This is a genomic window from Salinivibrio sp. ML323 (assembly GCF_001995745.1).
GTDB lineage: Bacteria > Pseudomonadota > Gammaproteobacteria > Enterobacterales > Vibrionaceae > Salinivibrio > Salinivibrio kushneri.
Window position 1 is genome coordinate 216,718 of sequence record NZ_MUES01000003.1, and the last position, 23,121, is coordinate 239,838.

General features: G+C 49.7%; 19 protein-coding genes. 11 read left to right on the top strand and 8 right to left on the bottom strand.

Annotated elements, in window-relative coordinates; all coding sequences use genetic code 11:
• Positions 1-4: 4 nt before the first annotated feature.
• Both BZG13_RS03930 and BZG13_RS03935 read right to left on the bottom strand, forming a co-directional pair.
• Positions 5-667 carry a glutathione S-transferase gene (locus BZG13_RS03930; protein ID WP_069360954.1) on the bottom strand — a complete coding sequence of 221 codons (663 nt, stop codon included), beginning with the start codon at positions 665-667 and terminating at the stop codon, positions 5-7.
• Between the two features lie 90 nt (positions 668-757).
• Positions 758-1,336, bottom strand: coding sequence for a hypothetical protein (locus tag BZG13_RS03935; protein WP_235607551.1), 579 nt, complete (start codon positions 1,334-1,336; stop codon positions 758-760).
• A 143-nt stretch (positions 1,337-1,479) separates the two neighbouring features.
• Between BZG13_RS03935 and BZG13_RS03940 the strand changes: the two genes are divergently transcribed.
• Positions 1,480-3,036 (top strand): cryptochrome/photolyase family protein, encoded by a 1,557-nt coding sequence (locus BZG13_RS03940; protein ID WP_077485206.1) that lies wholly within the window; start codon positions 1,480-1,482, stop codon positions 3,034-3,036.
• Between the two features lie 48 nt (positions 3,037-3,084).
• On the opposite strand, the gene BZG13_RS03945 is transcribed toward BZG13_RS03940, so the two are convergent.
• Positions 3,085-3,723, bottom strand: coding sequence for an OmpA family protein (locus BZG13_RS03945; RefSeq protein WP_077485208.1), 639 nt, complete (start codon positions 3,721-3,723; stop codon positions 3,085-3,087).
• Positions 3,724-4,008: 285 nt separating this feature from the next.
• Here BZG13_RS03945 and yiaY point away from each other — a divergent pair, with 285 nt between their 5' ends.
• Positions 4,009-5,157, top strand: coding sequence for an L-threonine dehydrogenase (gene yiaY, locus BZG13_RS03950; RefSeq protein WP_077485210.1), 1,149 nt, complete (start codon positions 4,009-4,011; stop codon positions 5,155-5,157).
• 96 nt (positions 5,158-5,253) lie between these two features.
• Here yiaY and BZG13_RS03955 read toward each other — a convergent pair whose 3' ends face one another.
• Positions 5,254-6,267: a 2-hydroxyacid dehydrogenase gene (locus BZG13_RS03955; protein WP_077485212.1), complete on the bottom strand. Its 1,014-nt coding sequence runs from the start codon at positions 6,265-6,267 to the stop codon at positions 5,254-5,256.
• A 212-nt stretch (positions 6,268-6,479) separates the two neighbouring features.
• On the opposite strand from BZG13_RS03955, the gene BZG13_RS03960 reads away from it, so the two are divergent.
• From BZG13_RS03960 to glpD, 4 genes are all read left to right on the top strand, one after another.
• Positions 6,480-7,172 carry a riboflavin synthase subunit alpha gene (locus BZG13_RS03960; RefSeq protein WP_077485260.1) on the top strand — a complete coding sequence of 231 codons (693 nt, stop codon included), beginning with the start codon at positions 6,480-6,482 and terminating at the stop codon, positions 7,170-7,172.
• A gap of 287 nt (positions 7,173-7,459) precedes the next feature.
• The gene (locus BZG13_RS03965; protein ID WP_077485214.1) at positions 7,460-8,323 is read left to right on the top strand and encodes an MIP/aquaporin family protein; all 864 of its coding nucleotides are present in this window, start codon (positions 7,460-7,462) and stop codon (positions 8,321-8,323) included.
• Positions 8,324-8,444: 121 nt separating this feature from the next.
• Entirely contained in the window at positions 8,445-9,968 is a 1,524-nt protein-coding gene (gene glpK / locus BZG13_RS03970) for a glycerol kinase GlpK (RefSeq protein WP_077485216.1), read from the top strand.
• 306 nt (positions 9,969-10,274) lie between these two features.
• Positions 10,275-11,816 carry a glycerol-3-phosphate dehydrogenase gene (glpD, locus tag BZG13_RS03975; protein ID WP_077485218.1) on the top strand — a complete coding sequence of 514 codons (1,542 nt, stop codon included), beginning with the start codon at positions 10,275-10,277 and terminating at the stop codon, positions 11,814-11,816.
• A gap of 88 nt (positions 11,817-11,904) precedes the next feature.
• Here the strand turns inward: glpD and BZG13_RS03980 are convergent, their stop codons facing one another.
• The 3 genes from BZG13_RS03980 to trhO form a co-directional block, all read right to left on the bottom strand.
• Complete coding sequence (locus BZG13_RS03980) at positions 11,905-12,756, bottom strand: EamA family transporter (protein WP_077485220.1); 852 nt, start codon at positions 12,754-12,756, stop codon at positions 11,905-11,907.
• A gap of 170 nt (positions 12,757-12,926) precedes the next feature.
• On the bottom strand, positions 12,927-14,564 hold the full coding sequence (locus tag BZG13_RS03985) for a diacylglycerol kinase family protein (RefSeq protein WP_077485222.1): 1,638 nt from the start codon (positions 14,562-14,564) through the stop codon (positions 12,927-12,929).
• Positions 14,565-14,690: 126 nt separating this feature from the next.
• Positions 14,691-15,671 carry an oxygen-dependent tRNA uridine(34) hydroxylase TrhO gene (trhO, locus tag BZG13_RS03990; RefSeq protein WP_069360965.1) on the bottom strand — a complete coding sequence of 327 codons (981 nt, stop codon included), beginning with the start codon at positions 15,669-15,671 and terminating at the stop codon, positions 14,691-14,693.
• A 402-nt stretch (positions 15,672-16,073) separates the two neighbouring features.
• Between trhO and BZG13_RS03995 the strand changes: the two genes are divergently transcribed.
• A complete protein-coding gene (locus tag BZG13_RS03995; RefSeq protein ID WP_198532041.1) occupies positions 16,074-17,456 on the top strand; it encodes an alanine/glycine:cation symporter family protein in 1,383 nt (460 codons plus the stop codon).
• Positions 17,457-17,566: 110 nt separating this feature from the next.
• Here the strand turns inward: BZG13_RS03995 and BZG13_RS04000 are convergent, their stop codons facing one another.
• The gene (locus BZG13_RS04000; protein WP_077485227.1) at positions 17,567-18,562 is read right to left on the bottom strand and encodes a chemotaxis protein; all 996 of its coding nucleotides are present in this window, start codon (positions 18,560-18,562) and stop codon (positions 17,567-17,569) included.
• 321 nt (positions 18,563-18,883) lie between these two features.
• Here BZG13_RS04000 and BZG13_RS04005 point away from each other — a divergent pair, with 321 nt between their 5' ends.
• From BZG13_RS04005 to BZG13_RS04020, 4 genes are all read left to right on the top strand, one after another.
• The gene (locus tag BZG13_RS04005; RefSeq protein WP_077485230.1) at positions 18,884-20,320 is read left to right on the top strand and encodes a coniferyl aldehyde dehydrogenase; all 1,437 of its coding nucleotides are present in this window, start codon (positions 18,884-18,886) and stop codon (positions 20,318-20,320) included.
• Positions 20,321-20,428: 108 nt separating this feature from the next.
• Positions 20,429-21,748 carry an NAD(P)/FAD-dependent oxidoreductase gene (locus BZG13_RS04010; RefSeq protein WP_077485232.1) on the top strand — a complete coding sequence of 440 codons (1,320 nt, stop codon included), beginning with the start codon at positions 20,429-20,431 and terminating at the stop codon, positions 21,746-21,748.
• Positions 21,748-22,101, top strand: a complete 354-nt coding sequence (locus BZG13_RS04015; protein WP_077485235.1) for a hypothetical protein — start codon at positions 21,748-21,750, stop codon at positions 22,099-22,101. Before BZG13_RS04010 ends, BZG13_RS04015 begins: the two co-directional genes overlap by 1 nt.
• Before the next feature lie 126 nt (positions 22,102-22,227).
• Entirely contained in the window at positions 22,228-22,731 is a 504-nt protein-coding gene (locus tag BZG13_RS04020; protein ID WP_077485238.1) for a hypothetical protein, read from the top strand.
• Positions 22,732-23,121 lie beyond the last annotated feature (390 nt).

Below are 23,121 nucleotides of genomic sequence, written 5' to 3' on the forward strand. Positions count from 1 at the left end.
CAAACTACATCGCTTTGAGTGGGCCGACAACACACAAGGCGTTTTGATAGCCGGGTTGTTGTTCAACGCGTTCAAGGTAGCGAAGAATATTGGCGTGCTGCTGAGCGTCGAGTTGTTTGCGTGCTGCCAACAATGGGAAGCTCATTTGAATGTCGGCTGCTGTCAGCGTATCGCCGCACAGCCAGGTATGTTTGGCTAAATGCTTATCAATCATTGAGAAATGATCGCGAAGCTGTGGGGCGAGAAACTGTTCAGTCACGCCCTTCATCAGCTTTTTTGCCACGGGGCGAATAAAGAATGGCATCGGTGATTCTGGGATCTTGCTAAAGATCAAAGACATTACCAGCGGCGGCATCAGTGAGCCTTCCGCATAATGCATCCAATAACGATACAGGCCTTTTTCATTATCTGTGGTAGGGGTGAGCGTGTCATCGCCGTACTTGTCGATAAGATATTCGATGATCGCCCCTGACTCGGCAATCACCACATCGCCGTCTTCAATAACAGGCGCTTTCCCCAAACTGTGTATTTCTTTTAGCTCGCGGGGCGCGAGCTTGGTTTTCGGATCCCGTTGATGCCGTACCAGCTGATACGGAATCGCAAGCGACTCTAATAACCACACAATCCGCTGCGACCGCGATTGTTCTAGATGATGTAAGATAATCATAATGGACCGTTTTTTTGACTGTAATTTAAAAACTAGGCTCGGAACTAAGGTACGGCTTGGCACCCAATTCGATCAACGCCTAGCGTGATATCATTGACTTACCGAAGGAAGTACCTGGCCTTCAATACGAAGATCGGGGCTGACTGACTGGATCTCGGTACCGCGGATGTAGAGGTTGCCGCCTACATAGATGTCGTCAGGAATCTTCTCGATGGGCGAATTTGTCAGGTACAAGTTTCCCTCGACGAATAAACGGCGCGGTAATTGGGTGAGCGGCGTGTTGACGAGGCTTAAATCTCCTCGCACGACTAAGTTTGGGGGGAGACGGGTAATCGCGGTATTGGTAAGGTTAATATACCCACCCACTTTCATTCTTGGCAGTTGCCGAATCGCTGTATTGGCGGCATTAAAGTAACCGCCAACATCAAGCCCACGCGGGAGACGAACGATATCACTGGCTTCAATATCCAAGTAACCTTTGGTCTTGAATCCTGCCGGTAGAGCGGTGATCGGGGCAAAGCGAAGTTTCACATTGCCATAATTGTCGATATAGCCATGAAAGCGAAGATCTTGAACAAACTGGCTGGCCGGTTCATTCATGGCACGTGCTGGCTCAGCCACTATCATTGCAATTGGGAGTAAAAACAGCCCGACAAAGAATGCTCTCATCGCCTCGCCGCCACATGGGTGATCAATACTGGCTCTAATGTAGAGGGTTTTCCCTAAGATTCAAGCACTCGCCAGGGTTAATCATCGAAAGTGTGGTTTGCTGCGTATCGCTTAAGGTTGATTTAACAAATATCGAGGTACCAGTGACTAACCGCCAGTATTCAACATTGCGTCTTGTGTTAGGGGATCAGCTCAACGCCAGCCACTCATGGTATAAAAAGACGGATGAAGAGGTGCTATATCTTGTTGCCGAAATCAAGCAAGAAGCAACTTATGTCAAACATCATATCCAAAAGGTGAGCGCTTTCTTTGCTGCCATGGAAGCGTTTTCCCATGCCCTGAGCCAAGCAGGCCATCACGTTTGCTACCTAACCTTGGATGACACGCAACATTACGGCAACTTACCGGCGTTAGTGGCTGATCTGTGCGAGCGCTATCAGATCAAAACGTTTGAATATCAACGCCCGGACGAATACCGGCTAGACGAGCAATTAAAAGAGATGGCTTTACCTCAGGCTGTCACAATGACATGTGTGGACACCGAGCACTTTCTACTGCCGTACGACCAAATACCCAAGCAGTTCACTGCCGATAAACATCGCAAAATGGAGTATTTCTACCGCGATATGCGACGCCAGTTTGGCATTTTGATGGAGGGAGAGTCACCAGAGGGAGGACGGTGGAACTTCGATCAAGACAATCGTAATAAACTCAAGAAAAGCGATTTAGCGGCCATTCCAACCCCCTTAGTATTTAGCAATGATGTACGCGATATTTTGGCGCGTATCGAACGGCATCACGTGGCGACGATCGGCGAGCCAGCGCGAGACTTGCTCTGGCCGGTGACTCGTATACAGGCAAAATCGCTGTTAGACCATTTTTGTCGTCACTGCCTGCCTATGTTCGGTCAATTTCAAGACGCCATGACGGGGCGAAGCGAACACCAATGGAGCCTCTATCACAGCCGTCTATCTTTTGCTTTAAACGCCAAGCTATTGCACCCGATGCAGGTGATTGAAACCGCCATCGCTCACTTTCGCGCAACCGACGACGTCAACCTTGCGCAGATTGAAGGGTTTGTGCGACAAATTCTAGGCTGGCGGGAGTATGTACGCGGGGTGTATTGGGCAAATATGCCTGCCTACGCCAACAAAAACGCGTTATCCGCGCAGCGGGCGCTTCCTCGTTTTTTTTGGACTGGCGATACCAAGATGCGTTGTGTTTCCAAAGCTGTCACTCAGTCTTTGCAGACCGCGTACGCGCATCATATCCAACGCTTAATGGTGACGGGCAACTTTTGCCTCTTGGCGGGTATCGCGCCGGATGAGGTCGATGACTGGTATTTGTCGATTTACATCGATGCGATTGAGTGGGTGGAGATGCCAAACACCCGTGGGATGACACAATTTGCCGATAATGGACTCGTGGCGACCAAGCCGTATGCGGCCAGTGGCGCCTATATTAATCGCATGAGTGACTATTGCAGTGACTGTCACTATTCTGTGAAGGAAAAAACTGGTGAGAAGGCGTGCCCGCTCAACGCCTTGTATTGGCACTTTATGCATCGCCATCGCGAGCGATTTGCGCATAATCCACGCACAGCAATGCCTTATAGAAATTGGGACAAAATGGATGAGGGGCAGCGAGACAAGATCATTAGTCATGCAGATGACTTACTCGACAACCTCGATGCGCTCTAGTGCTGGGAAATGGCGCGTGCACATCCTATGAACGCGCCACGCGCACGCTTATTGCGTATTAGGCACGACTTGAATTTCCACACGGCGATTCAAGGCGCGGTTAGAGGCGCTGTTGTTGGCGACGAGAGGACGCGTTTCACCAAAACCAGAGGTATAAAGGCGCGCATTGTCGATAGACTGGCTAGCAAGATAGCGTTTAACGCTCATCGCACGTCGCTCAGACAAGCCTTGGTTATACGACGCCGCGCCAGTGTTATCCGTATGTCCCTCAATGCTTAAAAAGGTTTTATCGTATTTACGCATGACGTTAGCAACGGCGTTCAGGGTCGGATAAAAGTCAGCGGCAATAGTGTCTTGGTCAAGCCCAAAGGTGATGTTTGACGGCATAATCAGGCGAATATTATCCCCTTCTCGGACGACCTGGATGCCAGAGCCAGCCAATTCCTCACGAAAAGCTTGCTCTTGTTTATCCATGTAGTTGCCGACCGCTGCGCCCCCAATGGCACCAATCGCGGCGCCAATAAATGCGCGCTTGTCTTTGTGGTTGGATGTTGACTTACCCGCGATAGCCCCAGTAATGGCACCAATGGCTGCGCCTTTTTGGGCGTTGGACATTGATTCACACCCGGTGAGCGCCAAAGATGCCGTCAATATTGCCACAGCGGTTAGTGTGTATTTTTTTCCCATGGTTTTCTCTCTGTTTACGCGTTAGCTTCCATAACCTATCGCACGTTAGACAGTGTTCTTCAAGAAAGTGTCAAAAAAATGAATGGTTGCTGCCGTTTTAAACGATATGGTGCGCGCCGATGACATAACTCTCAATTTTGCCTTTTTATCTCTGCATCCTGCCAAGCGAATTGCGCTGGATCAAAATGTGACGAACAAACCACGTGTTACAAAAAGGCATCAAAGCAAAAGGGGAGCACTGTTTTCGTGCTAACCCGATTATCCCTACAAAAGGAGCCAACGATTATGTCGAGCACTTTCTTTATCCCAGCCGTTAACCTGATGGGAGCCGGTTGCCTTGCAGAAGCGGCAGACGCGATTCAATCACATGGATTCAAAAAAGCGCTGATCGTGACAGATAAGGTGCTGAACGAAATTGGCGTGGTAAAACAAATTGCAGGCCTGCTTGATAGCCGACAGGTCGACAGTGTGGTCTATGATGGCACGCAGCCAAACCCGACCACCGAAAACGTGGCGCAAGGGCTGGCACTGTTACAAGAGAACCAGTGTGATTGCGTGATTTCTTTGGGTGGCGGATCGCCGCATGATTGTGCCAAGGGCATCGCTTTGGTTGCCACGAACGGTGGCCATATCAGTGATTATGAAGGTGTCGATCAATCGGCAAAACCTCAACTGCCACTGATAGCGATCAATACAACGGCTGGCACGGCATCTGAGATGACACGTTTTTGTATTATTACTGAAGAAGAACGTCATATTAAGATGGCGATTGTGGATAAGCATACCACGCCAATTATCTCGGTGAATGATCCTGAGCTTATGCTCGCGAAGCCAGCTTCACTGACCGCGGCGACCGGAATGGATGCGCTCACTCATGCGATTGAAGCCTATGTATCCACCGCGGCGACGCCGATTACTGATGCAGTGGCGTTAAAGGCGATGACGTTAATTCAACAGCATCTGCGTACTGCTGTCGCTGATGGACAAAACATCGAAGCGCGCGAGCAAATGGCGTATGCCCAGTTCATGGCGGGCATGGCATTTAATAATGCGTCTTTGGGCTATGTCCACGCCATGGCGCACCAGCTTGGTGGCTTTTATGACTTGCCGCACGGCGTGTGCAATGCCGTATTGTTGCCTCATGTTCAGCGCTATAACGCGCAGGTTTGTGCTGAGCGTTTGCGTGATGTCGCCACTGCAATGGGCGTGGATACGGAGAATATGACGGCTGATGAGGGCGCGAAAGCCGCCATCCAAGCGATTCAGTCGCTTTCAACGGACGTAGGCATTCCTGCGGGCTTGAACGAATTAGGTGCCAAGCAAGAAGATATTGATGTGCTGACTGAAAATGCGTTGAAAGATGCGTGTGGTTTCACTAACCCGAAACAAGCAACACACGACGAAATCGCCAAGATTTTCATGGAAGCCATGTAACGTATCAAAGCGTATCGCCCTATTATAAAACAGGCCTGATGATTCAGGCCTGCTTTCTTAGTTAGAGGTCAAGATTAATCAATGGTCCAGTCTCGATTAATCGCTGCGATCTTCCACTTCGGCAATCTGGTTTTGGCAGGTTTGCCCGTTCAGAACGGTTTGAATATTGGTTAACGTCGTCTCGGCGATATTGTGCAGTGCTTCTTTGGTCAAGAATGCTTGGTGGCCAGTTATCAGGACATTATGGCACGCTGAAAGGCGACGGAACACATCATCGACAATCACATCATTCGACTTATCTTGGAAAAACAATTCACGCTCATTATCGTAAACATCGAGTCCCAATGACCCGATCCGTCCTTGTTTGAGCGACTCAATTGCGGCAACCGAGTCGAGTAGCTCGCCCCGACTGGTATTAATCACCATCACGCCATCTTTCATTTGCGCAAAGGCGTCGGCGCTAAGCAAGTGGTAGTTATCCTGAGACATCGGGCAGTGCAGGGAAATAATGTCGCTTTGGGCATACAGTGTTTCTTTCGAGACATATTCAGCACCAAGCGCCATTGCTTCGGGGTTTTCATAGGGGTCGTGGCAGAGAATACGCATGCCTAGCCCATTAAGAATGCGCATGGTAGCAATACCGATTTTGCCCGTGCCGATGATACCAGCTGTCTTACCATGGAAATTAAACCCAACTAAACCCTCCAGCTCAAAGTTAGCGTCTCGGGTGCGCTGGTAGGCTTTATGGAAGCGGCGGTTGAGGCACATCATCATGCCAACCGTGTGTTCGGCGACCGATTCAGGCGAGTAAGCGGGGACTCGTACCACGGTGATGCCCAGCGATTTGGCGGCATCTAAATCGACGCGATCGTATCCCGCGCAGCGCAATGCAACTAAATAAACCCCTAAATCGGCAAGAATTTCTAAAACGGGCCGAGAAAGATCGTCGTTCACGAAAGCACAAATGGCTTGTGCACCTTGCGCCATCTTGGCGGTTTTTTCAGTGAGTAAGAAATCATGGAACTCAAACGTATAATCAAACGCCGCATTCACATGGGAGAAGGCGGATTTATCATACGATTTGGCACTAAATACGGCTATGGTCGTCATTAACTGGCCTCCGAAGCTGTCGAGGAGGAAATGTGATGTGTATCAATAACGTGATTTCCATCAAAAATAAACCCTTCATTTTGAGTGGTGATAAGGCTACAGGACTTATGTGCGCCGTGACCAAAGTCGACCCCTTTGCAGGGAGACGCGGCGCGTTGCGCGGTGTAACGTGTGGCATTATGATACCCAAGCCAATAATAGAGGATATGCCCATGTTTACCGGAATTATTCAAGCGGTGGCAAATATTGAAGTTTGTCGCGATCATCAAGGTATTCGAACATTCGATATTCGTTTCCCTGATGGCTTTTGTGAGGGGTTGGCGGTAGGAGCCAGCGTTGCTATTGATGGTGTGTGCTTGACAGTGACTGAGCAGCTTGAACAGACGCTGGTTCGCTTCGATGTGATGGTACAAAGCCTCGCGATTACGACGCTAAACAGCATCAAAGCTGGGGATACGGTGAATGCTGAACGTGCCGCGAAAGATGGCGCTGAAATTGGCGGGCATCCGTTATCGGGGCATGTCGATTGCCGTGCGACCTTATCGGATGTGCTGGTACAAGAAGAAAATTATCGTTTGCGCTTTTCGGTACAGCCTGAATGGATGCGCTATGTCTTTTCCAAAGGCTATATTGCCATCAATGGTGCGAGTTTGACCATCGCCGAGGTGAACAAAGACCAAGGCTGGTTTGATGTTTGGCTTATTCCTGAAACGCGTCGCATGACAACGTTCGAGCGAAAGTCGGAAGGGGATCAAGTCAATATCGAAATCGAACGCCAGACGCAAGTCATGGTAGATACGGTGCGCGAAACGCTCAATGAGCGACTGGGCCCCTTACTTCCTGTCCTTGAATCGCTTGCGAAAGAGCAGGGAATTGACCTAGATGCAATCGGTATCTCTAAATAACCATGAGTTAACAAATAAGAAACACCCTCTCAAGTCGACTCATACCACAACAGGCGGGGCGAACGACGCGCTGCCTGCTTTCCAAGCTCCTTAAACTCTCCTTGCTCACTTTGTGCGCGAACTTGCTCAAATGATGATGTGGTTAACAAAAATGTCAGTATTGCGACACAAAATTATGCTCGAACGCTCATTTTTGTTGTGAGTTTGTTTTCGAGATGCTGTGATTATGCAAAATGACAGTGTGGTTTTGAACGTGTAACCCTACTAACAGTGACAAGGATAATCATATGAAAAACGCATCGTCGACTCTATTAGGAGAGTGCGTGTCCGAGTTTATCGGCACGGGCTTACTCATTTTCTTTGGTGTGGGCTGCGTGGCCGCCTTAGTGCTCACCGGTGCTGACTTTGGTCAGTGGGAAATCAGCATTGTATGGGGCTTTGGTGTCGCCATCGCCATTTACTGCACCGCAGGGGTGTCCGGCGCGCATATTAATCCAGCTGTTACCATTGCGCTTGCGGCTTTCCATGGCTTTGAGAAAAGTAAAGTTGTTCCTTATATCATCTCGCAAATGCTCGGCGCGTTTGCCTCGGCTGCACTCGTGTATAGCCTTTATAGTAACCTTTTTGTCGAGTGGGAAATGGCCAATAATGTTGTGCGGAGCAGTCCTGAAGCCTTAGCAACCGCAGGTATCTTCTCAACCTATCCGCATCAAGCCTTGTCTTTCATGGGGGCTATGGCGGTTGAGTTTGTGATCACGGCAGTATTGATGTTTGGGATTCTCGCACTGGGTGATGAAAACAATGGTGCGGCTCGTGGCCCAATGAATCCACTGCTAATTGGTATCCTTATTGCCGTTATTGGTGGCTCTTTGGGTCCATTGACTGGGTTTGCGATGAACCCAGCGCGTGACTTTGGTCCGAAACTGTTCGCCTACTTCGCTGGATGGGACTATGCCCTGACGGGTGCGCGTGACATTCCATACTTCATTGTCCCTATCGTCGCCCCTATTTTGGGTGCCTGCTTTGGCGGTTGGTTGTATCCGAAAGCGATTGCCCCGTATCTGCCACAGGCAGGCCATGGTTGTACGATTCCCAACCAGTGTGACGATGATGAGCTGGTTGAGACGGAAACGCGAGAAGTCAACGCATAACCCAGCACTGTACGCAACATGAAATAAAGCAATGCGCGACATTGAGCCACGTCCAAAATGACACATGACGAGAAATGTCGCGATACAGACTAAAATAAGAGAGATAGAAGGAAACCCTATTATGTCAGCGAACAAGTATATTGTTGCTCTCGACCAAGGCACCACCAGCTCCCGTGCAGTAGTGATGGATCACGATGCTAATATCGTCGGTGTGTCTCAGCGCGAGTTTACGCAAATTTATCCGCAAGCGGGTTGGGTTGAGCACGATCCCATGGAAATTTATGCCACCCAAAGCTCAACGCTGGTGGAAGTGCTGGGCAAAACCGGCATTCGTAGCGATGAGATTGCTGGGCTCGGGATTACCAACCAACGTGAAACCACGATTGTGTGGAACAAAGAAACCGGTAAGCCGGTTTACAATGCCATTGTGTGGCAATGTCGCCGTACTGCCGACATTTGTCATGACTTGCGTGAGCGCGGGTTAGCATCTTACGTGCGTGATAATACTGGGTTAGTCCTTGACCCTTACTTCTCTGGTACCAAGGTCAAATGGATTTTGGACAACGTAGAAGGGGCGCGCGAAGACGCAGAAGCGGGCAAGCTGCTATTCGGTACCGTTGATACCTGGCTGGTATGGAAGATGACCCAAGGGCGTGTGCATGTGACCGATTGTACTAACGCCTCGCGCACCATGCTATTCAATATCAATGATATGTGTTGGGATCAAAAAATGCTCGATGAGCTTGGGATCCCGGCTTCAATGCTCCCTGAAGTGCGTCGCTCTTCCGAAGTCTATGGACAAACGAACATCGGTGGTAAAGGCGGTACGCGTATTCCTATCGCGGGGATCGCGGGTGACCAACAGGCCGCTCTATTCGGACAAATGTGTGTGGAAGCAGGCCAAGCGAAAAACACCTATGGAACCGGCTGCTTTTTGCTAATGAACACGGGGCAAGAAAAGGTCACATCGAGCCATGGCTTGTTGACTACCATTGGTTGTGGCCCGCAGGGTGAACCATCCTATGCGCTCGAGGGCGCGGTCTTTATGGGTGGGGCCTCGATTCAATGGTTACGTGACGAGCTTAAGGTACTCGAAGACGCGCATGACTCCGAATACTTTGCTACCAAAGTTGATACATCGAATGGTGTTTATGTGGTCCCAGCGTTCACCGGTTTGGGGGCACCCTATTGGGATGCCTACGCTCGCGGTACCATTGTAGGGCTGACCCGTGGTGTGAACTCTAACCATATCATTCGCGCAACCCTAGAAGGCATTGCCTATCAAACACGTGATGTATTGGATGCGATGCAGGCGGATTCAGGTATCAAACTTGAAGCCTTGCGTGTTGATGGCGGCGCGGTTGCCAATAACTTCTTGATGCAGTTCCAAGCCGATGTGCTCGACACCGACGTTCATCGTCCGGAAGTGACAGAAGTCACCGCGTTAGGCGCGGCATACCTTGCGGGTATGGCTGTCGGTTTCTGGGATGGCCTAGATGAGCTAAAAGATAAAGCCAAACTGAACCGAAGCTTTGAACCACATCGAGACGAAGAAAAACGTAATCGTCGCTATCGTGGTTGGAAGCGTGCCGTAAAATGTGCACAAGCGTGGGCCGAGCTGCATAATGAAGAAGAGGATGTGTAAGCCTGGTATCACTCTTTCTTAATGAAAGGCGCGTTTTCGCGCCTTTTTTCATATTGCTCTTTCACCGGTCTATGGATCGTATCCCTCTCTCTTACTGCGCCTTTTCTCTGCCTATCACCGTGTCACGCTACTCGCTAGACGGCTTTTTAGTTCACATGAAGGCTTTTTTATTAACACTTATTCTACACTTGTCACACTCAATAATAATTTTTCGAACATAGATAGTGACCGAAAACGAAAGTTGATATACAGTTATACTCATCAGTAAATGTTCGTTCGCTCATATTTGGAAAAGGTCGGCTAAAAATGACTACGCATAATTCTCATCAAGACGTACTTCTCGACATCCTCGTGGTTGGGGGCGGGATTAACGGTGCCGGTATCGCTGCCGATGCGGCGGGTCGTGGACTCAATGTGGGTCTGTACGATGCCAAAGATTTCGCATCAGCAACGTCATCCGCGAGCTCGAAGCTTATTCATGGTGGGTTGCGCTATCTCGAGCATTATGAGTTTCGTTTGGTCTCGGAAGCACTGGCCGAACGCGAGGTATTGATCAACAAGGCCCCCCATATTGCCTTTCCGATGCGTTTCCGCTTACCTCATCGCTCGTATCTGCGCCCAGCCTGGATGATCCGTTGTGGGCTCTTTTTATATGATCACCTAGGCAAGCGCTCAACGTTACCGAGCAGCCACAAGGTTGATTTACGCAAAACTGGCTACATGAACAAAGACATGAAAATTGGGTTTGAGTACTCGGATGCATGGGTTGATGATGCGCGTTTAACCCTGTTAAACGCCCAGTACACGCGCGAGAAAGGCGGGGAAGTCCGTAATTACTGTCAAGTGGTGGCGGCAGAGCGTGAAAACACCATATGGCGGGTGACACTAGAGGATGCGCAGACAGGCGAGCGTTTTGAGCGCAAGGCCAAGGCGTTGGTGAATGCGACCGGCCCTTGGGTGAAGCAATTCTACGATGACAGCCTCCACGAAAAATCGCCGCGCGGGATCAAAATGATCAAAGGCTCTCACATTGTTGTGCCACGCATTCATCAAGATCCACAAGCGTATATTTTGCAGAATAACGATGGCCGTATCGTCTTCGTGATCCCGTATCTCGACAAGTTTTCATTGATTGGTACCACGGATGTGGAGCATAAAGCCGATCCCCGCGAAGCAAAAATTGATGAAGCTGAGATTGATTACTTAGTTGATGTCGTCAATCAGCACTTTACTCACCAAATTCAGCCGCAGGATGTGGTTTGGAGTTACAGTGGCGTGCGACCATTGTGTGATGATGAATCGGACTCGCCACAGGCGATGACACGCGACTACACCATAGAGTTGGAACAACAAGGCAATCAAGCGCCGTTGGTTTCCATCTTTGGCGGTAAGCTCACGACTTATCGTAAGCTGGCGGAGTCCGCGATGCGTAAACTCGAGCCATTCTTTGACAAAATGGGTCAGCCTTGGACAGCTGACGGCACACTGCCCGGCGGAGACTTTAGCTGTACACGTGAAGAATTAGCCCTGTCGATTAAGCAGCGCTATCCATGGTTGAGTGCCGAGACGGCGCAGCGATTTGTCGATACTTACGGCACACGCACGCATCTGCTGTTGAAAGGTTGCCAGAGCGAGGCGGATATGGGCCACCCATTTGCCGAGGGTGTCTATCAAGTAGAAATCAACTATTTGGTACAGCATGAGTTTGTTCAACATGCGGAAGATGCGTTATGGCGACGTACTAAGCTTGGTCTCTATTTGACTGAAGAGCAGGCTGATGCGATTAGCCAGTACATCGAGCAACAGCGCGTCAAGGTACATGCACTACCATTGAGTGAAGCGAGCTAACACTCGGTAAAGTGAGCCCGTGTCGCTAACACAATGGGATGACAGAAAAGAGCGTCGATGGTCGGCGCTCTTTTCGATCGACTGTCTTTTAACGCCTTTTGGCCGATAACGTGCTGCCTAGTGATGCGCTGATCACCATGCCAATGGCGAGCCATTGACGCAGTGCCAGTTGTTCATCGAGCACGAGCAACCCAGCCATGGCGGCAACAGCAGGCTCTAAACTCATCATCACACTGAAGGTTTGTTTGGGCATGTTGCGTAACGCTATCATTTCCAGAGAATAGGGAATCGCACTTGAGATGAGTGCGACGGCAACGCCCAAGGGTATCAACTGCCATTGAAAAATCGCACCGTCAGTCGCAATATAGCCCGCGGGTACGAGATAGAGGGCAGCAACGCTCATTCCCAGAGCAACCGTCCCGCCGCCTGGCGCTAAATTCCCTGCTTTTTGTCCAAATAGAATATAGCCAGCCCAACAGCCGCCCGCTGCTAGCGCGTAAGCCACTCCTCGCGGGTCGAGCGCATCCACACCCGACAAATCGGGGAGAAGGGTAATAACACCGCCAACGGCGAGCACGACCCAAAGACTGTCTCTGGCGCGACGAATCGAGATTAAGGCCACCAGTAAAGGGCCGGTAAACTCAAGTGCGACGGCAATCCCCAACGGAATGGTCTCGATAGACAAATAAAGCAGCATCATCATGCCACCCAGGCACCCACCATATACCGTAATCGCTCGCCAATGTCGCGCGCGTGGCCACTGACGCCAAGGGCGAAAGACCAGCCACAAAATGAGGGCGGAAAAACCGACACGTAGGGCAGTGGTCCCAATAGGTCCCACCAGAGGGAAAAGCTGTTTGGCAAAGGAGGCGCCAAATTGAATGGCGCACATGGCACCAAAAACACTCAATATCGCCACCAAAAGCGCACGAGCCTGCATAATCCCTCCTTTTAGTCAAATAGGGTTATTACCTTAACATAGAGACAAAAAAAAGCCGCTCCGATGAGAGAGCGGCGAAGATTTTGGAGCGAATTGTCTCAATCCTATCGTATTCGCTAGAATTTTTGTTTAGCTGAATCGTAGGCGTCTTTGAGGGATGTGAGTGCCGGTTAGTCGGTCTGATGAGCGTCGGGGAGAGAAGGCGAGAGAATCGCCAGTGATTGAGGCTGCGCGTCAATCGTCAACTTTCGGTCGCGATACAGCTCGCCGTCAATGACATAGTCAATGCCTGATGCGGCCCTTATCGAGACGCGCGTGACCTGTTGATGGTGTGTAAAGCGCCCTAGCCGTGTTTCAAACAGGCTTGCCAGTGCTAGTTCTATCAGGGACAGTGCGGTATCTGTTTTGGTGGAACTCGCAGTGAGCCATGTGACGTCGAGTTTGCCGTCGGCATAATTGGGTTGGCCTTGCCCTTGGGCTAATAAGGTTGTCATTGGCGCGGCATTGGCGACCACCATACTGGTGGTGCGGATCAGCTGAGGCGCGTGCTGGTCGAATTGAACGGTGAGATCGATGGCTTGATTTTGACTGGCGGCCCCCAATAAACCCTGCAAATACGCCCACTGGCCTAGTTGATTTTTTTGCTCTCGAGCGGCGTGGCGAATCATTTGTTGTTCAAAGCCAACGCCCACGACTAACAACGCCACTTTGCCGTTACAGCGTGCAGTATCGATGATTTTGGGCGTGCCATCCAAAATCACATCGCAAGCGGCATCAATATTTAAAAACTTGGTTTTTATTCCCCAAAGAGCATGGCACAAGGCGTTTGCGGTACCAAGCGGCAATACGCCTAAAGGGGTTGAGGTGTTGATCAGTGCTCGCGCAACGGCGTTCACTGTGCCATCTCCACCGGCGGCGATCACCACATCAGCCTGTTGTGAAACCGCGCGGCAAGCGAGTTGATAACTGCGGCGATTATGGCGTGTCTGATAGACCACTAACCGATACCCATCACCTAAATAGGACTGAATATAGTCTCGATGCTTACGCCATTTCTTTCCCCCTGCGGCAGGATTAGCAATGATCCAGGCAATGGGACGCGCCAACCTCAACGCACCGCTTTGCTGGAAACGCACTAAAGCGCGGCGCTGGCGTCGGTTTAAGTGTGCTTTAGGGCGTATCGTTTTGATGGCATCCAGCATCTCATCAAGCGTTTTTTGAGGGGAAAGCGCCCAAAGATAGGCGGCCACCACCATCACGGATCGCCCGCGTCCGAGTGCACAATGTACCACCACCTTGTGTTCGGCTTGTCGCTGTTGATGCAGCCATTGTAACGCGCGCATCAGTTGGCTACGCGAGGGATAGGCGTGATCCAGAACGGGTACTGAGAGATAGGAAACAGCCTGTGATTGGGTGAAGCGGTCGATGCTTTCGAACTCAGCGGTAACATCTAATATCCCGTCAATACCTTGCGCTTGCAGATCGGGTATGTCTTTGTCGGTCAGACGGGCACCAACATAGAGCCCAGGCGCGACTTGCTGGACGGGCGGTGTGATATCACGTTTTCTCGCCCAACGGTTATACAGGTGGGTAAAGGCGAAAAATGGCGCAAACATCCACTGGCTGATGCGAGGCAACTGTCCGGATTGGCGCTTGCGAAAAAGGCGAGGCTGATTGCGCCAATAAGCGATGCTAACGGCGAAAAACGCTGCCGCGCACCATGCGAAAAGCAAGCTAAGAAGGAGGTTGGGCATCCACCAGCTGGCGGTGAATAAACACGCGGCGACCAAGCTATAAAAGGGACCCATCAACACGCTTATTCACTCCTTTTTATTCAGCACAGACGCCATCGGTAAAACAATCCAGCTTTTACTATACGTTAGCCCTGCCCAATATCATAAAAAACGGCACGTCTGGCGTGCCGTTTTGTATTATTATTTATCTTGATTTTGACGTTGGCGCCGGAATTTTTTCATAGCGCGACGGTGTTCAATGATTTTTCTCGCCTCACCGCCGACGTGCTGTTCACCCCGTTCTCGTGCAAGACGTACTTGATACTCTCGCTCTCGAAACGCTGCCTTTTGGGCGTCGGTGTGTTTGTCGATGCATTTAGGGCAAGAGACGCCTTGCTCATAATGTTCGCTTTCCATGTCCGCTTGCGTGATGGGCAGACGACAGGCATTACACATTGCGTAAGACCCTCGCTCCAAATCGTGATTAACAGCTACACGGCTGTCGAAGACATAACACTCACCGTTCCACAAGCTTTCACTCTCAGGCACTTCTTCGAGGTACTTCAGGATCCCGCCTTCTAGGTGATACACCTCATCGAAACCTTTCTCTTTCAAAAAAGCGGTCGATTTTTCACAGCGGATCCCACCAGTACAAAACATAGCCACTTTTTTATGCTTCGTCGGATCAAGCTGCTGTTCGACATAGTCAGGGAATTCACGGAAACTATCGGTATGTGGGTTAACAGCTCGCTCAAAGGTACCAATCTCGATTTCGTAATCATTACGTGTATCGATCACTAAAACGTCTGGATCGCTGATTAATTGGTTCCATTCTGTTGGCTTGACATAGGTGCCCACGCTTTGGCGCGGATCAATGCCTTCAACCCCCATGGTCACAATTTCTTTTTTGAGTTTTACCTTGGTGCGACTAAATGGCTGGCTGTCTTCGAACGATTCTTTATAGTCAATATCCGCTAGGCGTGGGTCTTTTCTAAACCACGCAAATAGCGCATCCATGTTTTCTCTTGTCGCGGCCACTGTGCCATTTATGCCTTCTTGGGCGAGAAGGAGTGTGCCGCCGATTTGGTTGGCTTCCATGACTTCAAGCAGTGGTGCTTGCAAAGACTGATAGTCGTCGAGTGTGACAAATTTATATAAGGCACAAATGACATATTTAGACATCTTGTTTCCTCTTGCTGGCTGGAGCGTAAATCCAGTGCATGGGTGGTGTGTATACGTGAGCGCGGAGTATAGCGAATGCCTCTGACGCAAAACACCGGATAAAAGTAAGGTTAAATGTCACGCTCGCTGATAGTGGACCACGTCAAGCACGCTACTTCGTGTTCAAATCAAATTGCATTGATAGTTATTCATTGCTGTCTGGTTTTTGTGAGATCAATATCACGTATAAACGGTGGTTTTATCGCCTGAAACCTCATTTGGACTTAATTTGAATGGGTTGTTAGTCACGCCAGAATGGTTTATTGCTTTATGGTCTAATTATTTTGTTAGTTGGCGTGCACCGGCTAGGCAGTGGTCTAGCAAGCAAAGTAATTAGCCAAGCATCAAGAAAGGATGCAAAACATGATTGAAGATTGGATTAATGCCTTTGTCGGCTTTATTTGGGGTAAGCCGATGTTGATCTTACTGGTTGGCGGTGGGGTCTTCTTTACCCTTTATGGTAAGTTCACCCCGTTTCGTTATATGGCACACAGCATCAAGCTGTTAACCGGTAAGGTGGACGATGGTAGTGGCCATGGTGATTTATCTCATCGCAAAGCACTTGCTGCCGCGCTCTCCGGCACTTTGGGTCTCGGTAATATTGCCGGTGTGGCTCTGGCGCTAAGTGCCGGTGGACCGGGTGCGGTGTTTTGGATGTGGCTCACCGCGTTATTGGGGGTGTCGACCAAGTTTTATACCTGCACACTGGGGGTCATGTATCGTCACAAAGATGCAAATGGCAATGTGCATGGCGGACCGATGTACACGGTACGGCATGGTCTAGGGCCAAAATTTAAATGGCTAGCGGTGATGTTTGCCATTGCTGGTCTAATGGGGTTTGTGCCGTCTTTCCAAATTAACCAGCTTGGTGCGGTGGTGCAAACTCAGCTCTTTCCTGGGGTCGCTTGGCTAGAAAGCAGCGCGTTCTCCTGGGCGCTGGGTATTGTACTGGCGGTCTTCGTCGGTATGGTGATTTGGGGTGGTTTGAAGCGTGTGGCTGATGTTGCTGGTGCGCTAGTGCCCTTGATGGCGGGCAGCTATATGGTGATGGCGATCGCCGCCTTGGCGCTCAATGCCGAGCGCGTGCCTGGCGTCTTTCAGTCGATTTTTGCCAGCGCTTTTTCACCGGATGCCATGTTCGGTGGCCTGATCAGTGTGATTATTGTGGGGGTGAGTCGTGGTGCTTTCTCTAATGAGGCTGGGATTGGCACCGAAGTGATGGCGCACAGTGCGGCAAAAACCAATGAGCCTGTTCGTGAGGGCTTAGTCGCGAGCCTGGGTCCCATCATTGATACCTTGATTGTTTGTAGTTGCACCGCGCTGGTGATCTTGGTGACCGGTGTGCTTGATCAAGCCGAGGGCCTGCAAGGTGTTAGTCTGACCATGGCGGCATTCAAAGCGGCCTTTGGCGCGCCAGGGGCGTGGTTATTGGCGGCACAAGTGTTAGTGTTATCTTTCACCACGGTATTTACATTTTGGTATTACGGCTATAAATGCTTTGTGTATCTATTTGGTGAGCAGGCGGGTCAGTATTATAAGTACCTATACTTATCGCTTGTGGTGCTGGGGGCGGTATTATCGCTGGATGTGGTGTTCTTATTCCTCATTGGGGCGTATGGGCTGATGGCAGTGCCCACCATGGTTTCAGCGCTGTTGCTGGCGCCTAAGGTAAACCAAGCGGCGAAAACGTATTTTGCCAGTCACCGTTACCGTGAAAGCCATCGCTCACAGGTAACCGATAGCTAATGAACCGACAGTTAATGGCTTGACGACCCACCTTGGCGTCACGCTAAAACCCACAAAGGCTGCCAATGTGCAGCCTTTGTTGTATTCACCTTGCTCGTTTTTATCGTTGATCAATCGTCGAGCGGTGTGCCGAATACATAGGTATCCGCTAGGCTTACCATGCGACCGATCTCGGGTTTGGTGATGGTATCATTGGCGCCCAATTGCAGTGCCTTAGCACGGTTATCCTCGCTCATGATCGACGAGAACATGATAATAGGCATGGTTTTATAGGTATCCATCTCTCTGAGGCGTTTGACCAAGTGCATGCCGTCCATGCGTGGCATCTCGACATCTGACACAATTGCATCGACAAACTCATTAATCGACACACCTTCTTCTTTGGAAATGCGTTCAATTTCGGTGAGTTTGTCAAAGGCCTCGCCACCATCTTTGGCCGATATAATATTAAAGCCGGCTGAGCGTAGCGTGTTTTCAATTAAGCTACGGATGAAAGCGGAATCGTCCACCACTAGGATCGTTTTTGCCTCGCGTTTTTTCGCGCTGGATTCGGAAATGTTGACGTTTCTGTCCTGAGTGACATCGTATTTTTCCATGCTCAATTCAGGATTGATATCAGCGATGATTTTTTCAAAGTCTAAGATCATGATCAGGTTGTTGTCTTTGCGGACGACTGCGACCACACAATCTTGCTCGCCTGCTTCTAGGAATTGGCTCGGTGACTCAACGGCTTCCCAGGAAATACGATGGATACGACTAATGCTGTCAATCAAAAAGCCATTAGTCATGTTGTTAAAATCGGTGACAATCACAAATTTATTATCTTTCTCTGGCCGCGTCGGGACGCCTAACCAGCCCGCCAGATCAATCAGTGGCGTTAGCTTGTCGCGTGACGAAAACACCCCAATCATGTGCGCCTGGGCGTTTGGATAGTCAGTGGTTTCCGGCACTTGGATAACTTCGCGAACCTTGGCAACGTTAATACCGTAATAGCAGGTTTTGGTACTGCCGTCAGGAAGTTGCTTGATTAAGTGAAACTCAATGATCTCTAGCTCATTCGTACCACTTTCCGTCAGTATTTCGTTCTTTGTTGGCTCGTCGTTCATGCCTACCACATTTCCTTTCGATATCAGCGAATAAAGCTGGCGTTAAACTGAGTTTGTTTCAGTATAAGCCTGAGATCAATAAAGCGACAATATTTGCTCAACAACCAAGCTGCTTTCTGTGGGCTATGGCGCTAAAAACGTGATGAATAACAGGGATGAAGATACAAGGCTTTAACATCTCAAGACTCAGACGGGCAGCGTAAGCCTTGGTCGCTATACCCGCACAACGACGTGAAGCATGCCCAGTTGCGTTGCTGATGAGACTATGTCATCAATGAAGAAGTGGTGTGTCGCGATCTTGTATCGACAGAGGAGGCAAGGATGACGGAGCCAGGCTCACAGTGGTTGGAAACGGTTAAAGAGATGCGTGAGACATTCGACGCACAAAAAGAGCAGGTGTCTCGGTGTCCTTTTTTAGAGTACAGCTATCGCCGTGACGCGCTGCTGCGCTTGCGTCAGGCCATCAAGCAAAAATCGTCTGCGTTACAACAAGCCTTGAGTGATGATTACGGCTATCGTGCGCCCGTTGATACTGAAATTGCCGACATCTTGCCCTTGCTGCACCAGATTGATTACACCCGTCGTCGATTAAAGCGATGGATGCAGCCGCAAAAACGGCGTCCAGGCATTACCCTGCTAGGCACCAAATTGGTCGTGCACTTTCAGCCAAAAGGGGTGGTTGGGATTATCGTCCCTTGGAACTTCCCGATTATGCTGGCCCTGAGTCCCTTGATTTGCGCGTTGGCCGCGGGCAATCGGGTGATGTTTAAGCTTTCGGAGTTCACCCCCAACACCAATCGGGTATTACGCGCGTTAATCGCTGAGGTATTTAGCCCAAACGAAGTCGCCGTGGTAGAGGGCGAAGTCGAAGTGTCGCGCCGTTTTAGCGAGTTAGAGTTCGACCACCTCTTTTTTACTGGCTCAACCCAAGTCGGACGCCAAGTCATGCTGGCGGCGGCCGATAATTTAACACCGGTGACCCTCGAATTGGGAGGCAAATCGCCGGTGATCATTGATGATCAAATTGATATGGATGTGGCCGTGTCGAGGCTCATTTATGGCAAGTGTTTAAACGCTGGGCAGATATGTGTCGCGCCCGATTATGTGCTTTGTCCTGAACATCGGCAAGAAGCCTTTATCCACGCCTATCAACGCGCGTTTCGTGCTATCTATCCTGACTTTGAAGCCAACCCAGATTACAGCCAGATCATTAACCAAACGCAAGCGACGCGGCTTGAAGAAACACTCAAAGATTCGCTCGATAAAGGTGCGCGCCGCTGGTGTGCACTCGACCAGCAAACCGTGCCAACCGCCGAAAATCAGCGCTGGCCGACCCAGCTGCTAACCCAGGTCACCGATGACATGCGGGTGATGCAAGAAGAAATTTTTGGCCCGCTCCTACCTATTGTCACCTATCAAGATCTCTCCGAGGCACTGCGTTATATCCAGGCGCGGCCACGGCCGCTCGCGTTGTATTTGATGAGCAATGACGCTGAGATACGCACGCAGGTTACCACACAGCTTCACGCCGGCGGCGTGGGGGTTAATGAAACCTTGTTTCATGTCGCTGCCGAAGATGCGCCTTTCGGCGGCATTGGTGACTCTGGCATGGGGCATTACCACGGAGTCGAGGGTTTTTATACCTTTAGCCACAGCAAAACCGTCCTCACCCGCGATAAGTGGGACACCAGCTTTTTAGTCAAACCCCCGTACAACCGCTGGTACAAACGCTTAATGCGCTGGTGGCTGATGCGATAGTTACTCTTGATTGAATTGTGAATAAAACCACAAAAGCTATCCGGTAACGTTGCGCCCATTTTAATTCACGACTACTAATTAAGTATTATCTTAATTAGCGGGGTGGTCATGCCATATCAAAATTCGAACCAAGAGCGACGCCGTTTTTTAAAACTACTGGCAGGTGCGGGGGCGATAGGCTTGATGCCGGCAAGCTTACCCTCACGTGCTCAGACGCGCGCTAAGGTGGTTATTGTGGGTAATGGTGCTGCCGGTATTGCGTTGGCTAATCGCCTTGTGCAACACCTTTCCGCTGATCAGATAGCATTAGTGGGTGCACGTCAGCGTCATCTGTATCAGCCTGGGCAAACTTTGGTGGCATCCGGGTTATGGAAAGTATCCCAAGTCCTATCAACAACAGAACAATGGTTACCTGCTGGTATAAAATGGCACCAACAAAATGCCAATGCGTTTTTACCTGCACAACAACAAGTTGTACTCGAGGATGGCACCAAGCTTAGCTATGACGTACTGGTCGTTGCCATGGGCACCCAACTTAATTACACCCTCATTGAGGGAATGGAGGAACGCCTTATTGGTCAGCATGGTATTGGTAGCGTTTATCCGGGGCCAGAGGGTGCATTAGCAACGGATACGGCGTTCAAACAGTTTATGAATAAAGGCGAGGGCAAAGCCATATTTACTCTTGCTGAAACACCAATCAAGTGCGCGGGCGCACCACTTAAAATGACCTTTACCTCGCTTGCACGTCTTGAGCAGACTGGCCATCGTCAAGCATATGATGTGAACTTCGCCACGCCGTTTAAAGACCGATTATTTTCGATTCCCGTTTATAACGACTTTGTCATGGAACGCTTTGGTGACCAAGGGGTAGACATTGCTGATCAGAAAACGTTGATTGGCATCGACCCGACCAATAAAAAAGCACACTTCTCACTCACAGCAACGGGGAAAACACGGGTCGAAGAGTATGATTATATCCACATCGTGCCTCCAATGAGTGCGCCCGATGTGATCAAGCATAGTGATCTAGTTTGGAACCAAGGTCCTCATAAGGGTGAATGGATGGCAGCGGACCAATATACGCTACAACATCCCACTTTCCCCAATGTATTTGGTATCGGTGATGTGACTGGGATTCCGCTATCGAAAACGGCTGCAAGTGTAAAAAAACAAGTTCCCATCGTTGAGGCAAACCTCTTAAGTTATCTGAACGACAAGCCTTTAGAGGCTGAGTTCAATGGATATACCTCTTGCCCATTGATCACTGGGTTTGGCAAAGCGATTCTGGCTGAGTTCGGTTACGGTGGCAAATTACTCCCTTCTTTCCCGTTTATTAGTCCAACAGAAGAAACGTGGATGGCTTGGGTAATGAAAGAACAAATGTTGTTACCAGCCTATCAAGCGATGTTGGATGGAAAAATTTAATGGAGGCGGACATGACTCTTGACGCAATTTTTACAGTACTACTGTACTCAGCCGCTCCTTACTGGGGATGGTTATTATTTTTAGTGGGTGTGCCTATAGTGTCGTTAGTGATTTTTCGTCGCTTTTCTTTGCGCAGCGCCAAGCGCGCTTTTGTATTCAGTATTGTAGTCGGCCTTGTCTGTGCACTTTCAGCACCACCGTTAACGGGCTCCAAACTTGCGATGCTTAATGGTGCCGCAGACTGGGGGATGTTAATCATGGTTGCGATAGGTGCGACACTCTACACTATGATCGTGGCGGCGATCGTTTTGAAGCCACAATCAACGTCGTTGTTCGGCCAACGGGCACAATGATCGTATCGAGCGATTCATCAACATAGTGTGCGATCAAATCACTAAACTTTTCCGAGAAATTGATCTATATCTTTGGTTGTTACATAACTGTTAAAAATGGTGCGAAGCAACCAAAGGAGCGACACAATGGCGTTTTCAGTACAACCCGATTCCATGTTGCCAGACATTGGCGATCATGAGCGCGCGATGGTTGAGCAAGAGGTAAAGCTCTCGGTCACCGATGCCAATGGCAAATCACTGGGGTATTTGGCGATGTTACCGGATGCGCAGCGCTTTATTATCTTAACCCAAGATAACGCAGAGGCGTTGAGTTTTATCAAAACCCCTTGCAGTGTCAATGCGGGCTATTATCAGTGGTCGTTTTTTTATGACGATATTGAGTATGGCCTGGACTGTTTAATTGAACCTGACAGAAACAAGTGTCGGCTATATGCCAATGATCATGCGGCAGCCGCGCCATCGTGGAAGCTTGTTGAAGACGGGGAGCGTGGCCCTTTGATGATGGCAGCCCCCATCTCAGCGATTGGGCCGGGCACGCGTATTGCTGTTACTTCTGATGAAGCTGACGTTCCGAACGTATTAATTGGGGCGCTTGAAGGCGGCGTATTGGTGCATGAAGAACCCACTTAACAAACAAGTTACAATAAATAAGTAATGAGCCAGCGAAACCGCTGGCTTTGTTTAATGGCATACACCCTCTCGAGAGACCGAGCCTAAAAACTAGGTTTACCCTCGATGATACGAGACAGAACTCACTCAAAGGCGAAGCGTCAGTATTTGCATTTTCATGTCGTGCGCGATGTAACAGATTACTCATTTATCATAAAAACTGAGAGATGAGCTGTTACACATTGTCAACATGTTGCGAACGAAAATGTGGTTGTTGCATTATTTTGCAAACAATTCAATCAATCTAACTTTGGTTAATAATTTAGTGTTTAATTTCAGTTTGGTGGCTATTTTGTAGTCATATAAACTGCCATTTTGAATTTAAACTAGATTATATGACAAGTTTTTAAC

Coding starts and splice junctions, on each gene's coding strand:
- BZG13_RS03935 (WP_235607551.1), bottom strand. CDS start 1,336: ATGAGAGCATTCTTTGTCGGGCTGTTTTTACTCCCAATTGCAATGATA.
- BZG13_RS03980 (WP_077485220.1), bottom strand. CDS start 12,756: ATGCAGGCTCGTGCGCTTTTGGTGGCGATATTGAGTGTTTTTGGTGCC.
- trhO (WP_069360965.1), bottom strand. CDS start 15,671: ATGTCTAAATATGTCATTTGTGCCTTATATAAATTTGTCACACTCGAC.
- BZG13_RS03945 (WP_077485208.1), bottom strand. CDS start 3,723: ATGGGAAAAAAATACACACTAACCGCTGTGGCAATATTGACGGCATCT.
- BZG13_RS03930 (WP_069360954.1), bottom strand. CDS start 667: ATGATTATCTTACATCATCTAGAACAATCGCGGTCGCAGCGGATTGTG.
- yiaY (WP_077485210.1), top strand. CDS start 4,009: ATGTCGAGCACTTTCTTTATCCCAGCCGTTAACCTGATGGGAGCCGGT.
- BZG13_RS03995 (WP_198532041.1), top strand. CDS start 16,074: ATGATTGAAGATTGGATTAATGCCTTTGTCGGCTTTATTTGGGGTAAG.
- BZG13_RS04010 (WP_077485232.1), top strand. CDS start 20,429: ATGCCATATCAAAATTCGAACCAAGAGCGACGCCGTTTTTTAAAACTA.
- glpK (WP_077485216.1), top strand. CDS start 8,445: ATGTCAGCGAACAAGTATATTGTTGCTCTCGACCAAGGCACCACCAGC.
- glpD (WP_077485218.1), top strand. CDS start 10,275: ATGACTACGCATAATTCTCATCAAGACGTACTTCTCGACATCCTCGTG.
- BZG13_RS03960 (WP_077485260.1), top strand. CDS start 6,480: ATGTTTACCGGAATTATTCAAGCGGTGGCAAATATTGAAGTTTGTCGC.
- BZG13_RS03985 (WP_077485222.1), bottom strand. CDS start 14,564: ATGGGTCCCTTTTATAGCTTGGTCGCCGCGTGTTTATTCACCGCCAGC.
- BZG13_RS04005 (WP_077485230.1), top strand. CDS start 18,884: ATGACGGAGCCAGGCTCACAGTGGTTGGAAACGGTTAAAGAGATGCGT.
- BZG13_RS04000 (WP_077485227.1), bottom strand. CDS start 18,562: ATGAACGACGAGCCAACAAAGAACGAAATACTGACGGAAAGTGGTACG.
- BZG13_RS03965 (WP_077485214.1), top strand. CDS start 7,460: ATGAAAAACGCATCGTCGACTCTATTAGGAGAGTGCGTGTCCGAGTTT.
- BZG13_RS04020 (WP_077485238.1), top strand. CDS start 22,228: ATGGCGTTTTCAGTACAACCCGATTCCATGTTGCCAGACATTGGCGAT.
- BZG13_RS04015 (WP_077485235.1), top strand. CDS start 21,748: ATGGAGGCGGACATGACTCTTGACGCAATTTTTACAGTACTACTGTAC.
- BZG13_RS03955 (WP_077485212.1), bottom strand. CDS start 6,267: ATGACGACCATAGCCGTATTTAGTGCCAAATCGTATGATAAATCCGCC.